A 14,380-nucleotide genomic window follows, 5' to 3' on the forward strand; every position below is an offset into this window, starting at 1 on the left:
GGGAGCCAGATCGGGCTAGAGGGGCAGCGTTGGTGCTGAATTACTTGGAAGGGCTACCGTTCAGGATTGGCAGCTCTGTTTGTGCGGCGATATCGGCGCGCAATTGCTTCACAGCGTCTTCAATGATTTTGTGCGGGCGGATCAGCTCCAGCCACATGATCAAATTACCGCCGTCCTGGATGCGGTAGCGCAGGCGCACATCAGCACGGTACTTTTCGCCGTTCTCAAACACTGGGATGCCCAGGCTGAACTGCTCGGGAACAGCCAACTGGCCTTGGCGTGCGCTGCCTTGAACGTCTTCGTCGTAGGTGAACTGCGTAGAGCCATCGGCCAGGCGAATGGCAGACTTGAAATCCACCTTCTTCTTGGCTTCCAGGGTACGGCAGACTTCCAAGAGCGTGGCGCCATCGGGGCTGCCCACTTCGCCAACAGGCATGCCGGGAGCGGCCTTGTCGATGAAAACTACATCCACCAGGTTGTTCTCGATGAACTGGGCCAGATCCACCTGGCCAACCTTCTTGCCATCCATTTGTGTCCAGGCCAGCCACTCAGGCGCCAAGGGGGCGTTGTATTGCGCCTTGTGGTCACCCCAGCCAGCTTCGGCCGCATTGTGGTTGAACACTGCCGTGAAGGTGGGTGGGTTGATGGTGCTGAAAATGCGCGTGTCTTCAGTCATTTGGTCATTGACCACAGCCACAAAGGATTCGGCATCGTTCAGCACAGCCGTGCCGCGCTTACGGGCAGGAGCTGCCAGCAAGTGAGCCAGATCAGCCGCTTTGAAACCTTCAGGCAGTACCAGCACAGGCGTGCCGGCCACATCGCGCACAGTTTGATTGCAGGCTGCCAGCGTGTCGCGAGCAATCGTTTCGGTTTGAGTGTCGTTCTGAGACATGGTGTTTCCTTATGAATGGAATGGGTTGAGGGAGAGGGGAATGGGTTCTTAGCCAACTGCACGCAGTGGAGCGGCTGCGGGGCGCTGTTCGGGCTGGCGCAGCTCTTTCTGTTGTTGGGCGGTGGATTCCTGGGACACATCGCGTACACCGTCCAACGTCTGCTGGCGCGGGTCTTGGCGCTGCAGGTTGTTGTCGGTGGTGGTGAACAGGATGGTTTTGCCCTTGGTGGGCGCGGGCAGCTTGGCCTTCACATCAGTTTCCAGCTCCATCTGGCCGGCCTTGCCGCCGATGGGTTTCATCTTGATGGTCAGGGTCAGCGAACCGGCCTTGCCTGTTTCGGTGGTGGCGTGCACCAAGTCGTTCAGGGCTTCGGTGGCTTCTTCGCCCAGGAAAGGCGCGCTGTGGGCCAGAAAATCGGCAAAGGCTTGACGCTTTGCTTTGAGGGTCGGATTGATCAACTTGTTCATGAGTACTCCTGAAACAAAAAAACCCGCAATTGCGGGGACTGGCTGGGTGGGGAAAAGTGGGCTACTAACGCTTGCTCAGAAAGGAATTGGAAAGAAACTGGCTACCACTGCGGCAGTGCATGTCGCAGCGGATGAAACGAAAATCCAGTACAGCCCGTAAAGCATCAACCACCTCGTTTTTGCGTGACGCTGCAGGCATGGCGATTAGGGAAACAGGCATCAGCCCAAGCGCGCGCGGTGCGGTTGTCGGGAAAGTCGATGCCCTGAATAACTTCTTTGCCAAACTTGACGATGAATCGCATGCTGGTATCTCCAGAATGAGAGAAGCCCGCGCAGTGGCGGGCCTTGGTGGGTTGATGGGTAAGCTCTGAGAGCTATTGTTTTTGCTTAAAGTGCATGGCCGAACGCTGCGCGGTTGCCACCTCTGCCAAGGCGCATTGAATGGCCTGGCGCACCGCTGCGTGCAGTGGGCGCGCCTGTGAGGACATGGGTGTGCTGACGACTCCGTTATCCAAAGAGATGGTCGTTTTTCCAGAGTCCACCGTCACGATGATGGAGTGCGTTTGCGGCAGCTCGGTTTCAGCGTTGACCAGCTCGCGGCCAAGTAGGCGCAGCTCACAGCAGGAGTCGCGCATCGATGCCCCAATGGTGGCGCGAATGTCAGCCAGCTGACTGGTCTGGTAGAGCTTGGCGTTGCGGTATTTGCGCCATGCTTTTTCAGAAAACATGTCAGCTTTAAGCGCGCTTTTGTCGAATGGGAAAAAGCCCAGCGCTTCCAGCTGCATCGAGTTGACACTGCAGGTGCCCAGCAGCTCATTGAGTTCAGCCAGGGTTATGAAGTTGTTGTACATGGCTCACTTTCGGTTGTGGTTTCATCAGGCCAGCTCTCTGCAGCAGCCAGGGCACTGACACCAATGACGATGCAAAAAGCAGTCAGGCAGGCGAGGGCGGTAGGCATGGTGCTAGTCCTAAATGGCGTCGGCACTGCCGATAGGGTTGGTGGGTGTGCACAAGCTCTGGCGGATCTCTTCTGGTGACACAGATTTGGTGTGGCGCGCCAAGCGCTCGACTTCTGACTGCCGCATCAGTTCGCGCTCTTTGAGCCATTCAGCGTGGGAGTGCGGTTCGTAGCGGGCTTTACCGGCAAGGCCGCGAAAGCGTTTAAAAGTGGCCATATCGATCACCAATAAAAAAACCCGCCGTGCGTGTGCAGGGCGGGTGAGGAATAAAGAGCCGGTGCCTTTCGGCATGCCATGGGAAGAAGAAGAGGGAGGGAGGAGACGCCCACGGCCCGGCTGAAAAAGGTTGATGGCGCCGTATGAGCCCCGGCTTACCGACAAGAGGGAGGGGGTCGACTTTCACGCCTTGCAGGGAGGCAAACCCCTGTCACGATTGCCATCAGGCCAGGTGTTTGGATTGCCAAACAACTCACCAGATGGCCCTGCTTGAGCAGGCAATAAAAAACCGCCTCGGTGGGCGGTTTGACTGGCTTGGAAAATCAACTTTGATCAAGCTCGGCAAGCGTCTCCTGCAGGCTTTTGATAAGCCGCCGCACATCATCTGGCGGCATATCGATCCACACAGTTGACACGGGCAGGTCTGCCGCCCCTTTGGCTGTGTGCTTTAGCCCGATAAAAGGCTTTCCGCCCACTAGGCTAGTGCGAATGCTGGTGTATTGGAGTAGCAGGGTAGTCATTGTGAGCATCGTGCCATAAATGAAAATTTCTAACCACATCCAAACTGCAGCCATTCGTCACAAGATCCGCTCAACCTCACACGCGGGAAGCAGCAAGCCTTTTGCGCGACAGTAATCAAACTGCTTTTCGTAATCAGCAGCCACTAGAACCAGCGTTCCGTCTGGTGCATAGATGTTTCGGCAGCGTGCCTGTGGACGGCCTGGTGGCAATTCAGAGCGGTACCCGTGGCGCTGCCAGCATCCATTCGGGCTGTTTGGGTGTGGAAAGCCCATGTTGTTTCTCCTATTCAAACCACAACCCTCTGTCACAGGGCTCTGGTTTGTGGTCGTAGCTTTCCGACCTGTCATCGCTTGCGCGACGGGCTTTGCTGTTCTTGGCAACCCGGTATGCCTCAACGCCGTATAGATCCCAGCGTCTGGATTTCGCGTGACCTTTGATGTTCCTGTTGCCTATCCCATCCAGGGGCAGAGCAGTACTGACTACAGCGCACGATGGCCTTTTGTTACTCGCTACCACCTGCGAGGGTTCTTTATTTACCCAGCCTGCCAAGCTGCATGAGCATGGGGTGCTGGCTCGATCACTTGGCACCCGTCGCTTTGGTGCACCTCCTGCATCGCCCCTTTAGGAGCTAACCCCGCCTTTGCTTCCTGTTGGCTTCGGCCCCGGATCGCTGGGCCTTTGGTGTTTCGCGGTTTAGTGCTGCGATGAGTTGAATTGAATCATGATTCACTTGCGAGTGTCAATCATGATTCAGTTCTTATTTGAATATTTATTCAATCAAGATCACAATCTACCCATGACCACACACCACACAGACGAAAAAAAGCCCGCTCGGGGCGGGCTGTTTGGCTGTCAATTGACTGGCTATGTGTTGTGTGGGGTACCAAGGAGTTTGGTGCCTGCCCAGTCCGTTACCTCTGAAACCATCAAGCGATCGTCGGCATCGATAAATTGTCGGAAGTGGTCCCGCCAAGCTTCGCTTGCACCGGAGTGTTGCCCCTTAAAGCTCCACGCTGAAAGGAGGTGTTTCTTCGCGTTAAGTCGCTCGAGCTCGTCATAGAGCGGTTGATAGTTCTTTTGTTTCACCAAATCGTACTCAAGGAAATACAAGGCCATGGATAACACCTCTCTTAATCAAAAGTCATGCGTTTGGAGGATCCCTGCAGGATCCTTAATTCATATTGCCGGATTGCCTTACGAAACTGTTAAAGAAACTGAAGCCATTGGCTTTACCGCGCCTGACTTCAGTTTGTTAAAAACCAAGAAAAATCTCAAATCAGATGAGCAATTTAATCAACCTAGATTGGCTGCTGACAATAAACAGGTCAGCTGCAAGTTGGACATGGATTGCAATGGGCGCTACTACCTTCAGGCATATACCAGCGATGGTGAGGCGATCTTGCACAAGATGCTTGTTGATCGCGCCGTAGTGTCAGTTACGCCAGTCGCTGGTGCATGCGTTGCTACAGGCGTTGTTTCAACCACTGAATGACGAGTTCGTCTTGTTGCCCATACCAAGGGAGACTCAGAGTAACAATCAAGCAGTTGTCGTTTGCATCAAGTAAATGCCCGAGGGATTTGTAGATCTGATCGGGCGTCGAGTTGGTGGAAACCGCATAAGAAGACTCGGAAAGCATTGCCCAATCTGGGTAAAGCTTTTTGAGCGTCTCCAAAAAAGGCGGGCGGCGTACCTCTTTGTTTAGGTCATACGTAATCAATAAAACTGCCATATCTCCTCCTTTGGTTGCAATTAATTCTTGGCTTTACGTCGCCATCCACTCCCAAGCAGCCCACACCAAACCAACCACTACCCAGAAGGCAAAGGCATAGGGAAGGGCGCGGCGTAGGAGGTGCATCAGTCAAACTTGCTTGAACGTCCGCCGGCCTTTGAGGCGGCCAGCGACTTTCACAGCATCAGCTGCAGAACTCATTCCATGCTGACTGAAACGCCCCAGCCTCTAGCCTTTTGTCGTCTTCAAGAAAGACCATGTCCTTTCCGCCAGCGATAAACCGTTTAAACCCGGCGTAGCCACCAAGTGAGTTCTTAGCGTTGACCTCTCCACAGAATCCTATTTGATTTCTGAATTGCGCTGACTCAGGGTCTTTGAGATATAGCATGACCTGTTCTCTAGCCAAGCGCTGGTACTTAATTTCTTGCAACTGAGCATCGCTATCCGCCTTCTTGCTTTGCAAACTAGAAGTGCTCTTGCTATTTGAGGCAATGACAGCCCCCAAAACAAGGATCGCTAATGCACCAATAACCCACACCCAAGCTGCAGAAGATTTTTGATCTGAATCCTTCGCTGCTGGATGAGGGGTCTTGATTGGCCCATCTTCATGTGCTTGCGCCTGATCTTTGGTGGCAAATCCGACTCCCTTTGAATACCAAAGCCCGTATTTCCCTTGCTCGATAGCCATCATGCCCCCGATTTCAATATTGATCGCTGCGCCAGACGTTCAAAACCTCCCTAGCTCAGACTGAAAATTAAATTAGTCCACCAAGAGAAGCGTCGACCACAACCCCGCACCACACGTCACCAGGCATGAGCTTCAAATACTTCTCGTCTTTGGGCCAATCCGGGTTAATAGCCTCTAGGTATGGCGCTCCTTCAATCTGGATGTAGCGCTTAAAGGTAGTTTCGTCGGTAGAGCTGCGGCGGACAACAACAAAGTTGCTAGGCATGGGGTCAATATCAGGATTGACATGAAGAATCATGCCCTCAGTAAAACTCGGAGACCCCCCTGGGTTCTCCATAGACCGGCCTCTAACTCTCAGCATGAATCCGCAAGGCCCAAGATTCTTGGTGGATGGTCTCCAGTCTGCCGCGTCAGTTGGCTGAAATATTGGGCACAACTCGGTCCATCGGCCTGCTTGTACCTCGGATAGCAATGGGTACATACCTTTCACATCGGGGCCAGGCAATGTGTTTGCCTCTGTTTGCATTTGACCGACGCCTGTTGCCAGCCAATCGGGGTTGACGCGCAAATACGCAGCGGCCCTTGCATTGTTGGCGGCAGAAAAAGCCTTAGAGAGACCGTCCAATACTCGTTTAACGGCTTGGTAGCTGACTCCCATGCCTGCGGCGAGCTGGGAAACGGACGCTGAGCGAGCTTCCATCGCTGCCTTTAGGCGATCACTGTATTCAATCATGGTTGAAATATGCTTCAAAGGGATTGAATAGTGATTGCTTTGGCATCTGAATCATGATTCAATCCGGGTATGAATAAAGATGAAGCTATTGAACAACTGGGTGGCTCCATTCCGGCTGCCGCAAAAGCAATCGGCGTGAGTTATCAGGCTGTGAATCAGTGGCCTGAAATTCTCCCACCCCGTATCGTTGATCGTGTGCAGGCTGCTTTATGGCGCATGCAACAACCCCATGCTCAGGACACAACCCAAGAGGTGGTCCATGGGTGAGCAGCAAACCTTCACATTGCCAGCAGGCACAGTATGCAAGCGCAACAGCATCCCCTTCACGCTGCAACACGCAACCCAGATTGATTGCCACCCTGGTGTTTGGCCTTTGATCAAGGGCGAGCCACCAGAGCTTGAGGGTGAAGCATTTGCCCAAACGCCACCACCTTTTAAGCCAAGTGCTGGTGCAGTTGTTGAGGCGCTAAAGGCCGCGCGACTGGCGCTGTTATCACACGACAACTGTCTGATTACAGACAGGCCGGACTTGCCTCTGTCACGAGAGACGTGCTGGACAACAGACTTCTCTCGGCAGCTTGAGCTGATTGATGTGGCTATCGCCCGTACTGCTTCTCTATGTGCAAATGAAAGTACGTGCCTGCGGACGACGTCGAAATCAAGCCCTGCCATATGTGAGCAGGGACCCCGTAGTAATCGTAGCCCAGAGCAGGATCGCTTGTGAACCAGATCGTAAGCGTTCGCGACTCTGCACTGTATCCAGCCCGTCTGATGGCTGATGAATTCAAGTTCCGAATTTCCATGTCTGCCTCCCTTGGAGCTATTGATGGTTGTGTCAGCAGCTCCATCGTAGCCCAGGGTGTGGTGGGCACCATTTAAGGGATAGGTGCCATGCAAACACCTCACACCAATTTCTCTCCTGCAGAAGCTGCCGCTTTCAAGAAGGTGGTTGCTGCTATTGCAGGCTTGGAACCGGATCAGGTTCTGAAGATCTTCGAGCACGTTCAAAGCCAACTGTCGGACGAGGGCGACGACATGCCCATGTTTGCCCGTGGCATTGCTGGGCCGCTTGGAAAGCTGGACTTCCCGCTCAAGACCAAGGTGGACGAACAAACCCATACCTTGTTCCTGCAGCAGTGCAACATGCGCCGCACTGATACCAGCAGTGTGCTGCGCGATGCCGTCTACGCCATGACGTATGGGAAGACGCATACCCAGATGGTGATTGAAAAAGCGAGCCATGACGATCAGTGTGCCCAAGCGATGACTAGGCTCATAGGGCCTATGTGGGGCCCCGAATCGAAAGGGGGTGGCCGATGAGCACGATCATCATGTCCGCATGCTGGGACTTGCAAGGCATGACGCCTGCGCAAAAGGCGGTGCTTGTGTCGCTGGCAGACCAGGCCAATGACTCGGGCGTGTGCTGGCCGGGTATCAAGACTATTGAGCGGCGCACTTGCTTGTCTGAGCGCGCTGTTCAGGAGGCTTTGCGCTGGCTGCAAACCACAGGCGCTGTTTATCGTGATTACCAGCCCAACAAGACCACGGTTTACACAGTAACGCCTCAAAATTTTGACCCTGCCAAGGCACCATCAAAGCGAGAAAGAAACAGGGGTGCAGATGGCGCACCCCCCGCAGATAGCGCACCCCCCCGCAAATGGCGCACCGGGTGCAGGTAGCGCACCACCCCCCGCAGGAGGCGCACCTCTAGACCCGCAGGAGGCGCACCCCACCCCCGCAGCAGGCGCACCCAAATCTAAAGGGAACCGTAAAGGAACCATCAAAGAACCTTTTCCGCCTGCTTCGCAGCCGGGGCAGCAAGGCGTTGATTCTGAGAAGCAAGCGAAAGAGGAGGCGTTCAAAGAGTTGTGCCGCGAGACGTGGAATGCGTACAGCGCCGCCTATGCGCTGCGCTACAAAACCGAGCCTGTGCGCAACGCTAAGGTGAACACGGCAATTGCGCAGTTTGTGAAGCGGATTGGCAAAGAGGCACCGGACGTGGCGAAGTGGTTTGTGGCCAGCGCTGAAGAGGCGTTCATCCTCAAGCGCTTCCATGACGTTGGGGACTTGCTGGCTTCGTGCGAGGCGTACCGCACTCAATGGGCCGTGGGTGCTACGGCCCAAACCCAGTCTGGCAACTTGAACAAGCAAGAGGCACTTGAGCGGCGAAACCGCCGTGTCGGTGAGGCTTGGGCGTCGCAGGGAGGTGAGCATGCAGCAGCATGAACGTGGCGCATTTGCCGATCTACTCACCGATGTGATGGCCTATTACGGCAAGGACGTGTCCGAGTTCTTGCTCGGCGTGTGGTGGAGCGCTTGCGAATCGTTCGACATGTCTCAGGTGTCCAAGGCGATTCAAAAGCACGCTTGCGATCCTGAACGCGGTCAGTTCGCCCCCAAGGTGGCTGATGTGGTCCGGGCGCTGCAGGGCACCAGCACCGACCGTGCTGCATTGGCGTGGGGCAAGGTGCTGGAAGCCATGGGTGCTGTGGGTGCTTACACAGACGTCGTTTTTGATGACCCGGCGATACACGCCGTGATCGAAGACCTTGGCGGCTGGCCAAAGGTTTGTCGCACTGAAGTGGCCGAACTTTCCTACGTTCAGCACCGTTTCCAAGTGGCACACAAAGCCTATACCGAGCGCGGCCAGTTCGACTACCAACGCCGATTGGCTGGCGACAGATCACCGGACCACGAATACAGCAGCCGCGGCATTCCTCTGCCTCGCCCCGCCTTGGTGGGCAACCGTGAATCAGCCATCGCGGTACTGAAGAACGGCGCGGTGGCAGGCAAGACGCTGATCACATCGCTACCAAAGCAGGCCATGCAGTTGCTGGCTAACACCACCACAGCAAAGGAGCAGCGCGCATGAATGTACTGATGAATACTGCTGCGGCTCTGACCATGAGCAGCTTGGAAATCTCAGACTTGGTGGAGTCGCGTCACGACAACGTGAAAGTCACGATTGAGCGTCTGGCAGCGCGAGGCGTAATCCAACTCCCTGCATTGCAGGAAGTTCGCAATCACATAGGGCAGATTGTGAGCGTCTACCCACTTGAGAAGCGAGATAGCTATGTCGTCGTGGCGCAGCTGTCGCCGGAGTTCACTGCGCGTTTGGTTGACCGCTGGCAGGAGCTGGAGGCCAAGCAGGGTCCTGTACTGCCACAAACCATGGCGCAGGCGCTGCGCATGGCAGCAGAGCAGGCAGAGCACATCGAGGTGCAGGAGGCACAACTGCGCGAGGCTGCGCCAAAAGTCGAATACGTTGATCGCTACGTGGCTGCCAATGGTGCGAAGGGTTTCCGGCAGGTGGCCAAGTTGCTGAACGCGAACGAACCCGACTTCCGCCTGTTTCTGCAGGAAAAAAAGATCATGTACCGCTTGGGCAATGAGTGGACTGCGTATCAGAACCACATTGATGCAGGCCGCTTTGTGGTCAAGACCGGAGTGGCAACGCGTAACGAGCATGCATTCAGCACAACCAAGTTCACGCCCAAGGGTGTTGAGTGGATTGCTGGTGAGTGGGCCAAGCACCAGGTGGCGCAGAAGGTGGTGGCTGCATGAATGTGTTGAATATCACGCTGCCATGGCCGCCCAAAGAACTGAGCCCCAATGCGCGTCTGCACTGGAGCAAGCTGGCCAAGGCCAAGAAGTCATACCGCCACGTGTGTGCAGTACAGGCCAAAGTGCAGGGTGTACAACGCATTCAGGCAGACAAGCTGCACTTGTCGCTGACGTTTTACCCACCAACGCGCCGAGCTTTCGACCTGGACAACGCGCTGGCCCGCATGAAGTCCGGTTTGGATGGCCTGGCAGACGTGCTGGGTGTTGATGACCGCCACTGGAGTCTGAGTATTGCTCGCGCTGATGAAATTGGCGGCATGGTGAAGGTAGAGGTGCGCCGTGTCTGAGTCGCGCATTCCTCAAGGTGGCCTGCGCAAGCCACGCTCCAAATACCCAATCAGCAGTGCCACATCCATGCGCCAGCACATCGACCGCATAAAAGACGGGCGCTACCGCGTGTGGAACTCGAAAGAAAACCGCTGCTGCAGGCCTGTGCAAGTTGGCGTGGCGCTAATTTGCGTGGTGGATGACTTTGGCGTGCTGCAGGTGGTGGAGCAGGAGGGCTATCCATGGCATTGACCACCAAGCCCCCCAAGGCGCGCAAGTGCAAGGCGTGCCCCTGTGTTTTCGTTCCATCACGTCCCATGCAATCGGTGTGTTCGCACAAGTGCGCAAGCGCGCAATCTAAACCAACCAATAAACCGCTGAAATCAAACAAGCGCGATGACATACAAGCGCCCGATGCTCACATTATTGATGGGGATGAGCGCTTTGTTGTCCAGGATGATGACCGCCATGCTGCCCGCGCTTCGCGCCAACTCGTCAGTGCACAAGAGACACGCGAGCTTGTGGCGTTGGTGGGTGTGGCTGCCTTGGTCAGCACGGACGCGCCCAGCTGCACAGCCATCGTGAAGGAATGCGCCATCCGCCATGAAGGCTACCGCCGCCTTGTTGCCAGCATGCGCTGCTGCTGGTGTGGACGCGAAGGCCGCAGCAACCACGCCCATGAAAACGAAGGCAAGGGCATGGGCTTGAAGCTCGATGACCGCCGTGCCATGCCCTTGTGCGTAGATGACATGGGCCAGCACGGCTGTCATTACGCTTTTGATCAGTACAGCCTGATTGATGGTGGTCGTGATGCCCACGTTGAGCTGGGCCGTGCCATGGCTGCAGCAACACGCCAATTCATTCGTGACGCGGGGCAGTGGCCAAAGGATTTACCGCTGTGGAAGGACGTGCCAGATTAAACGGACACAAGAGAACGAGCACACGGTGATGAAGCAATACCAAGACTATTAAACGCAACGAATGACACAAACAAAACCAGCCTTGACCTCGCAAACCGAGGGTGCTCCCGGTGAGCAAGTGCCATCCACCCAGCGGGTGTTTGAAGCTGTGCGCGAATTGCGTGCAATGGAGCAGATCGCTACACGGGAAACTGTGGCAGAGCTGACGGGGCTAAAAATGGGCATTGTGGATGACCGTCTGAGATCCCTTGTCGATGACGGGAAGCTCAAGCGACTGCTGCGCGGTATTTACGAGCTGGTGGAGCAGTTCCCACCGCCGCGAGCAATCAGCAAGACGGTGCTTGGCAACGGGGCTGTGGTGTACGACATTGGGGACGATGTGATCACGTTGAGCCCGCAAGAGGCTCGCGTACTGGCTGAACTGAGCTTGGGCGCTGCAGGCACGGCAGTGTTGATTCACAGCACGAATCAACACCTATTTCTTGCTACGGAGCTGGCTGCGAAGGTAGAGAAGTTGGAGCGGGAGCTAAAAGCACAGAAGCACCATGGCAAGGGGGACGCAAGGCAAATGGACATTTTGCTCACATGAGGGCTGACATGCTGCCTGTGGTGCTGGTGCACAGGCACTGCGGGTTGACAGCTAACGGCCCATTGCAAGCATTGAACAACATGGACTGAGCGACGGCTATGCAGCAGACGCTACCGACCAAAGGGGCGGTTCGATCCGCAGCAGGAGCCCCACACCTGCGGGATGCATGTGGATGTGGCTCGAAGACCGCAGCGCTGAACAAGGAACGTGCTGCGCATCCGGCATCCACACCACTGCCGCACCTGCTGCATGTTGCAGCGGACGGTAGCGGCCAATCAGATTGGCATGGCGATGACATGGAGGCATGCCCATGGCTGGCGGAAAAACGCTAGTAGCCTCGCAGGCTTGCAGCACCGTTGATGCAGGCCCGCCACATGCCGTCCGCCAATGCGGATGAACTAGATTGCTTTTTTTGACTGTCAGAATCGAATGCGATACTACGCAAGTTTTTAGTTAGGAATACCGATAGGATTTTGCATGCAGCTCACGCTCCGGACACGTCTCATTGCACTCAGTATCGCAATCGTCACCGTGGCCATGCTGGCTTTGGCGGCGGCCAATTTTCTGACCATGCAGCGCCATGTCCAGTCGACAGTGGACGCCCAGAGTCGCCAACTGGTTGCCGCCCAGGCGCGCGTACTGGGCGACTGGGTAGAGTCAAAACGCTTGCTGACCCACACGCTGACGCTGGCTATCGACCAGGCAGACTCGCGCGGCGTGGTCCAGGCGCTGCGCGACGGGGGCGGATTTTCCGACGCCTACGTGGGCTTTCCGGACAAGCGAACGATCTTCCTGAACCCCATGCCGGACACCTACGACGTGACTTCGCGCCCCTGGTATAAGCAGGCCGTGCAGGAGGGCAAACCGATCGTGACCGCACCCTATCTGTTCACTTCGCCGCCCGAAGTGGGGGTGACCTTCGCCGAACCCGTCGGCCCCAAGGGCAATCCCACCGCCGTGGTGGGCACCGACGTGCTGCTGACCACCGTGGTGCGCACCGTGGCCTCTATCCGCCCGACGCCGGACAGCTTTGCGTTTCTGGCCAACCAGGCCGGAGCCATCGTGACCCACCCCGACACCGCTCTGACGCTCAAGCCCGTGTCCACGCTTTCGCCCAGTCTCCAGCCGGAAGCCATGCAAGCACTGGAGCAGGCCACGAGCGGCATGCCCACGCAGATCAACGGCACCTACTATCTGCTTTACAGCCATGCCGTGCCAGGCACCGACTGGCAGCTCGTGACCGCCGTGCACCGGGGCCAGGCGCTGGCATCCCTTGGCACCCTCCTGCAGGTGTCGGCCGTCACGGTGATCGTCTCGCTGGCCGTTGCCATCCTGCTGCTCGGCGCGGTCATCGCGCGCTCGCTCCGCCGTTTGGCCGTGGTGCGCGATGCGCTGGAAGACATCGCCTCGGGCGAGGGCGACCTGACGCGCCGCCTCTCCACGCATGGCAACGACGAACTCACACAGATCGCACGCGCCTTCAACCACTTCGTGGACAAGATCGCGGCCGTGCTGGTCCGTATCCGGGAGTCGTCCGAGTCCGTGCGCGTGGCCACCACAGAAATCGCCAGCGGCAACCAGGACCTGTCGGCCCGCACCGAGCAGCAGGCGAGCTCGCTGGAAGAGACCGCGGCGGCGATGGAACAGCTCACCGCCACCGTGCAACAGAACGCCGAGAACGCGCGCCAGGCCAGTCAGCTGGCCAGCGGTGCCTCCGACGTCGCCACACACGGCGGCAGCGTCGTGGGCCAGGTGGTGCAGACCATGGGCGGCATCGAGTCCTCGTCGCGCAAGATCGCCGACATCATTGGCGTGATCGACGGCATCGCCTTCCAGACCAACATCCTGGCCCTGAACGCAGCCGTGGAAGCCGCCCGCGCAGGTGAGCAAGGGCGTGGTTTTGCCGTGGTTGCTGCCGAAGTACGTACTCTGGCACAGCGCAGCGCCTCGGCCGCCAAGGAAATCAAGGCCCTGATCGATGCATCGGTGGAACAGGTCAGCGTCGGCAGCCAACTGGTGCACGACGCCGGCGTCACCATGAACAAAGTGGTGGAAAGCGTGCGCCAGGTGACGACCATCGTGGCCGAGATCAGCAACGCCAGCCAGGAACAGAGCACGGGCATTTCCGAGATCGGCGGCGCCGTGAGCCAAATGGACCAGGCCACGCAGCAGAACGCCGCGCTGGTGGAGGAAGCGAGCGCCGCAGCGCAGTCGCTGCAGCAGCAAGCCGCGCAATTGGCGGATGCGGTGGCTGGGTTTAAGCTGGATGCACCCGCTGCTATTCAGAATCGGTGACGCTAGCCTGCACCTGCAAGGTCCGCTGTGGGTTGATTTTCAGCCGACTCGAACAAGCGCTGATGGGCACCTCAGGTCGGTCGCGCAGCCCCATCAAGTCTGCCGACTGACCGCTGAAGCCAGTAGCGGTCATGCGAAGGTGCACTGCAGCTGTCAGTTTCTAGCCGTTACCAGTCATAGCATGCTCGACTACAAAGCAAGAATGAATGGTCGTGCTCAGTTAACTAGCCACCCACTGCGGTGGTTTTATTAACGGCCCCAGCATAGGGTTAGGCTAAAGCCAATCCACCTGCAAAACTGGGTGCATGGCAAAACAACCAGCAGGCAAGAAGCCTGTCACCCGTTCGAGTCCTGCGCCTAAGCCTGCAGCCACCAAGAAGGTTGCAGGCAAAGCTGCGCCTGTTGCAAAGCCTGCCATCAAAGCGCTGGCAAAGCCTGTTGCGAAGATATCTGTTAAGCGTATAGCTACGCCTGCTA

Annotated in this window: 24 protein-coding genes; 15 read left to right on the forward strand and 9 right to left on the reverse strand. The window is 56.8% G+C overall.

Annotation, left to right across the window (positions count from 1 at the left end; translation table 11 throughout):
• Positions 1-40 precede the first annotated feature (40 nt).
• Positions 41-892 (reverse strand): DUF2303 family protein, encoded by an 852-nt coding sequence (locus H9646_RS16725; RefSeq protein ID WP_191724528.1) that lies wholly within the window; start codon positions 890-892, stop codon positions 41-43.
• Between the two features lie 48 nt (positions 893-940).
• Positions 941-1,360, reverse strand: coding sequence for a hypothetical protein (locus H9646_RS16730; protein WP_191724529.1), 420 nt, complete (start codon positions 1,358-1,360; stop codon positions 941-943).
• Positions 1,361-1,491: 131 nt separating this feature from the next.
• On the opposite strand from H9646_RS16730, the gene H9646_RS16735 reads away from it, so the two are divergent.
• A complete protein-coding gene (locus tag H9646_RS16735) occupies positions 1,492-1,731 on the forward strand; it encodes a hypothetical protein (RefSeq protein ID WP_191724530.1) in 240 nt (79 codons plus the stop codon).
• Between the two features lie 3 nt (positions 1,732-1,734).
• On the opposite strand, the gene H9646_RS16740 is transcribed toward H9646_RS16735, so the two are convergent.
• Both H9646_RS16740 and H9646_RS16745 read right to left on the reverse strand, forming a co-directional pair.
• The gene (locus H9646_RS16740) at positions 1,735-2,211 is read right to left on the reverse strand and encodes a hypothetical protein (protein WP_191724531.1); all 477 of its coding nucleotides are present in this window, start codon (positions 2,209-2,211) and stop codon (positions 1,735-1,737) included.
• A gap of 117 nt (positions 2,212-2,328) precedes the next feature.
• On the reverse strand, positions 2,329-2,535 hold the full coding sequence (locus tag H9646_RS16745; protein ID WP_191724532.1) for a hypothetical protein: 207 nt from the start codon (positions 2,533-2,535) through the stop codon (positions 2,329-2,331).
• A gap of 260 nt (positions 2,536-2,795) precedes the next feature.
• Here H9646_RS16745 and H9646_RS16750 point away from each other — a divergent pair, with 260 nt between their 5' ends.
• Positions 2,796-2,948 (forward strand): hypothetical protein, encoded by a 153-nt coding sequence (locus H9646_RS16750; protein ID WP_191724533.1) that lies wholly within the window; start codon positions 2,796-2,798, stop codon positions 2,946-2,948.
• A gap of 973 nt (positions 2,949-3,921) precedes the next feature.
• Here the strand turns inward: H9646_RS16750 and H9646_RS16755 are convergent.
• The gene (locus H9646_RS16755) at positions 3,922-4,173 is read right to left on the reverse strand and encodes a hypothetical protein (RefSeq protein WP_191724534.1); all 252 of its coding nucleotides are present in this window, start codon (positions 4,171-4,173) and stop codon (positions 3,922-3,924) included.
• Between H9646_RS16755 and H9646_RS16760 the strand changes: the two genes are divergently transcribed.
• Positions 4,172-4,549, forward strand: coding sequence for a hypothetical protein (locus H9646_RS16760; RefSeq protein ID WP_191724535.1), 378 nt, complete (start codon positions 4,172-4,174; stop codon positions 4,547-4,549). The two genes, H9646_RS16755 and H9646_RS16760, sit on opposite strands and share 2 nt — an antisense overlap.
• Here the strand turns inward: H9646_RS16760 and H9646_RS16765 are convergent.
• The 3 genes from H9646_RS16765 to H9646_RS16775 form a co-directional block, all read right to left on the reverse strand.
• Positions 4,521-4,787: a hypothetical protein gene (locus tag H9646_RS16765; protein ID WP_191724536.1), complete on the reverse strand. Its 267-nt coding sequence runs from the start codon at positions 4,785-4,787 to the stop codon at positions 4,521-4,523. The two genes, H9646_RS16760 and H9646_RS16765, sit on opposite strands and share 29 nt — an antisense overlap.
• Before the next feature lie 184 nt (positions 4,788-4,971).
• A complete protein-coding gene (locus tag H9646_RS16770) occupies positions 4,972-5,478 on the reverse strand; it encodes a hypothetical protein (protein ID WP_191724587.1) in 507 nt (168 codons plus the stop codon).
• Between the two features lie 64 nt (positions 5,479-5,542).
• Positions 5,543-6,208, reverse strand: a complete 666-nt coding sequence (locus H9646_RS16775) for a LexA family protein (protein WP_191724537.1) — start codon at positions 6,206-6,208, stop codon at positions 5,543-5,545.
• 69 nt (positions 6,209-6,277) lie between these two features.
• Here H9646_RS16775 and H9646_RS16780 point away from each other — a divergent pair, with 69 nt between their 5' ends.
• Complete coding sequence (locus H9646_RS16780) at positions 6,278-6,475, forward strand: helix-turn-helix domain-containing protein (RefSeq protein WP_191724538.1); 198 nt, start codon at positions 6,278-6,280, stop codon at positions 6,473-6,475.
• A gap of 329 nt (positions 6,476-6,804) precedes the next feature.
• On the opposite strand, the gene H9646_RS18745 is transcribed toward H9646_RS16780, so the two are convergent.
• The gene (locus H9646_RS18745; RefSeq protein WP_404813112.1) at positions 6,805-6,996 is read right to left on the reverse strand and encodes a KTSC domain-containing protein; all 192 of its coding nucleotides are present in this window, start codon (positions 6,994-6,996) and stop codon (positions 6,805-6,807) included.
• Here H9646_RS18745 and H9646_RS18605 point away from each other — a divergent pair.
• From H9646_RS18605 to H9646_RS16835, 11 genes are all read left to right on the forward strand, one after another.
• Positions 6,929-7,087, forward strand: coding sequence for a hypothetical protein (locus H9646_RS18605; RefSeq protein WP_263598963.1), 159 nt, complete (start codon positions 6,929-6,931; stop codon positions 7,085-7,087). The two genes, H9646_RS18745 and H9646_RS18605, sit on opposite strands and share 68 nt — an antisense overlap.
• A 12-nt stretch (positions 7,088-7,099) precedes the next feature.
• Complete coding sequence (locus tag H9646_RS16790; RefSeq protein ID WP_225214280.1) at positions 7,100-7,528, forward strand: hypothetical protein; 429 nt, start codon at positions 7,100-7,102, stop codon at positions 7,526-7,528.
• 38 nt (positions 7,529-7,566) lie between these two features.
• On the forward strand, positions 7,567-7,887 hold the full coding sequence (locus tag H9646_RS18750; protein WP_225214288.1) for a helix-turn-helix domain-containing protein: 321 nt from the start codon (positions 7,567-7,569) through the stop codon (positions 7,885-7,887).
• The gene (locus H9646_RS16800; protein WP_191724540.1) at positions 7,829-8,434 is read left to right on the forward strand and encodes a hypothetical protein; all 606 of its coding nucleotides are present in this window, start codon (positions 7,829-7,831) and stop codon (positions 8,432-8,434) included. Before H9646_RS18750 ends, H9646_RS16800 begins: the two co-directional genes overlap by 59 nt.
• Positions 8,421-9,080 (forward strand): DUF6475 domain-containing protein, encoded by a 660-nt coding sequence (locus H9646_RS16805; protein WP_191724541.1) that lies wholly within the window; start codon positions 8,421-8,423, stop codon positions 9,078-9,080. Before H9646_RS16800 ends, H9646_RS16805 begins: the two co-directional genes overlap by 14 nt.
• A complete protein-coding gene (locus H9646_RS16810) occupies positions 9,077-9,772 on the forward strand; it encodes a phage antirepressor KilAC domain-containing protein (RefSeq protein WP_191724542.1) in 696 nt (231 codons plus the stop codon). Before H9646_RS16805 ends, H9646_RS16810 begins: the two co-directional genes overlap by 4 nt.
• A complete protein-coding gene (locus tag H9646_RS16815) occupies positions 9,769-10,119 on the forward strand; it encodes a RusA family crossover junction endodeoxyribonuclease (RefSeq protein WP_225214281.1) in 351 nt (116 codons plus the stop codon). Before H9646_RS16810 ends, H9646_RS16815 begins: the two co-directional genes overlap by 4 nt.
• Positions 10,112-10,351, forward strand: coding sequence for a hypothetical protein (locus H9646_RS16820; protein WP_191724543.1), 240 nt, complete (start codon positions 10,112-10,114; stop codon positions 10,349-10,351). The genes H9646_RS16815 and H9646_RS16820 overlap by 8 nt, the downstream gene beginning before the upstream one ends.
• On the forward strand, positions 10,342-11,019 hold the full coding sequence (locus tag H9646_RS16825; protein ID WP_225214282.1) for a recombination protein NinG: 678 nt from the start codon (positions 10,342-10,344) through the stop codon (positions 11,017-11,019). The genes H9646_RS16820 and H9646_RS16825 overlap by 10 nt, the downstream gene beginning before the upstream one ends.
• Before the next feature lie 61 nt (positions 11,020-11,080).
• Positions 11,081-11,608, forward strand: a complete 528-nt coding sequence (locus H9646_RS16830) for a hypothetical protein (RefSeq protein ID WP_191724544.1) — start codon at positions 11,081-11,083, stop codon at positions 11,606-11,608.
• 477 nt (positions 11,609-12,085) lie between these two features.
• Positions 12,086-13,903: a methyl-accepting chemotaxis protein gene (locus H9646_RS16835; protein ID WP_191724545.1), complete on the forward strand. Its 1,818-nt coding sequence runs from the start codon at positions 12,086-12,088 to the stop codon at positions 13,901-13,903.
• Positions 13,904-14,380 lie beyond the last annotated feature (477 nt).

Origin of the sequence: Comamonas avium (assembly GCF_014836675.1) — a bacterium.
Classification (GTDB): Bacteria; Pseudomonadota; Gammaproteobacteria; order Burkholderiales; family Burkholderiaceae_C; genus Comamonas; species Comamonas avium.

Bases quoted from the DNA above. Each gene is read 5' to 3' on its own strand.
- H9646_RS16775 (WP_191724537.1), bottom strand. From the start codon at position 6,208: ATGATTGAATACAGTGATCGCCTAAAGGCAGCGATGGAAGCTCGCTCA.
- H9646_RS16735 (WP_191724530.1), top strand. From the start codon at position 1,492: ATGAAACGAAAATCCAGTACAGCCCGTAAAGCATCAACCACCTCGTTT.
- H9646_RS16740 (WP_191724531.1), bottom strand. From the start codon at position 2,211: ATGTACAACAACTTCATAACCCTGGCTGAACTCAATGAGCTGCTGGGC.
- H9646_RS18750 (WP_225214288.1), top strand. From the start codon at position 7,567: ATGACGCCTGCGCAAAAGGCGGTGCTTGTGTCGCTGGCAGACCAGGCC.
- H9646_RS16745 (WP_191724532.1), bottom strand. From the start codon at position 2,535: ATGGCCACTTTTAAACGCTTTCGCGGCCTTGCCGGTAAAGCCCGCTAC.
- H9646_RS16750 (WP_191724533.1), top strand. From the start codon at position 2,796: ATGGCCCTGCTTGAGCAGGCAATAAAAAACCGCCTCGGTGGGCGGTTT.
- H9646_RS16800 (WP_191724540.1), top strand. From the start codon at position 7,829: ATGGCGCACCCCCCGCAGATAGCGCACCCCCCCGCAAATGGCGCACCG.
- H9646_RS16760 (WP_191724535.1), top strand. From the start codon at position 4,172: ATGGATAACACCTCTCTTAATCAAAAGTCATGCGTTTGGAGGATCCCT.
- H9646_RS16770 (WP_191724587.1), bottom strand. From the start codon at position 5,478: ATGATGGCTATCGAGCAAGGGAAATACGGGCTTTGGTATTCAAAGGGA.
- H9646_RS16725 (WP_191724528.1), bottom strand. From the start codon at position 892: ATGTCTCAGAACGACACTCAAACCGAAACGATTGCTCGCGACACGCTG.
- H9646_RS16780 (WP_191724538.1), top strand. From the start codon at position 6,278: ATGAATAAAGATGAAGCTATTGAACAACTGGGTGGCTCCATTCCGGCT.
- H9646_RS16730 (WP_191724529.1), bottom strand. From the start codon at position 1,360: ATGAACAAGTTGATCAATCCGACCCTCAAAGCAAAGCGTCAAGCCTTT.
- H9646_RS16790 (WP_225214280.1), top strand. From the start codon at position 7,100: ATGCAAACACCTCACACCAATTTCTCTCCTGCAGAAGCTGCCGCTTTC.
- H9646_RS16830 (WP_191724544.1), top strand. From the start codon at position 11,081: ATGACACAAACAAAACCAGCCTTGACCTCGCAAACCGAGGGTGCTCCC.
- H9646_RS16810 (WP_191724542.1), top strand. From the start codon at position 9,077: ATGAATGTACTGATGAATACTGCTGCGGCTCTGACCATGAGCAGCTTG.
- H9646_RS16815 (WP_225214281.1), top strand. From the start codon at position 9,769: ATGAATGTGTTGAATATCACGCTGCCATGGCCGCCCAAAGAACTGAGC.
- H9646_RS16755 (WP_191724534.1), bottom strand. From the start codon at position 4,173: ATGGCCTTGTATTTCCTTGAGTACGATTTGGTGAAACAAAAGAACTAT.
- H9646_RS16805 (WP_191724541.1), top strand. From the start codon at position 8,421: ATGCAGCAGCATGAACGTGGCGCATTTGCCGATCTACTCACCGATGTG.
- H9646_RS16835 (WP_191724545.1), top strand. From the start codon at position 12,086: ATGCAGCTCACGCTCCGGACACGTCTCATTGCACTCAGTATCGCAATC.
- H9646_RS16765 (WP_191724536.1), bottom strand. From the start codon at position 4,787: ATGGCAGTTTTATTGATTACGTATGACCTAAACAAAGAGGTACGCCGC.
- H9646_RS16825 (WP_225214282.1), top strand. From the start codon at position 10,342: ATGGCATTGACCACCAAGCCCCCCAAGGCGCGCAAGTGCAAGGCGTGC.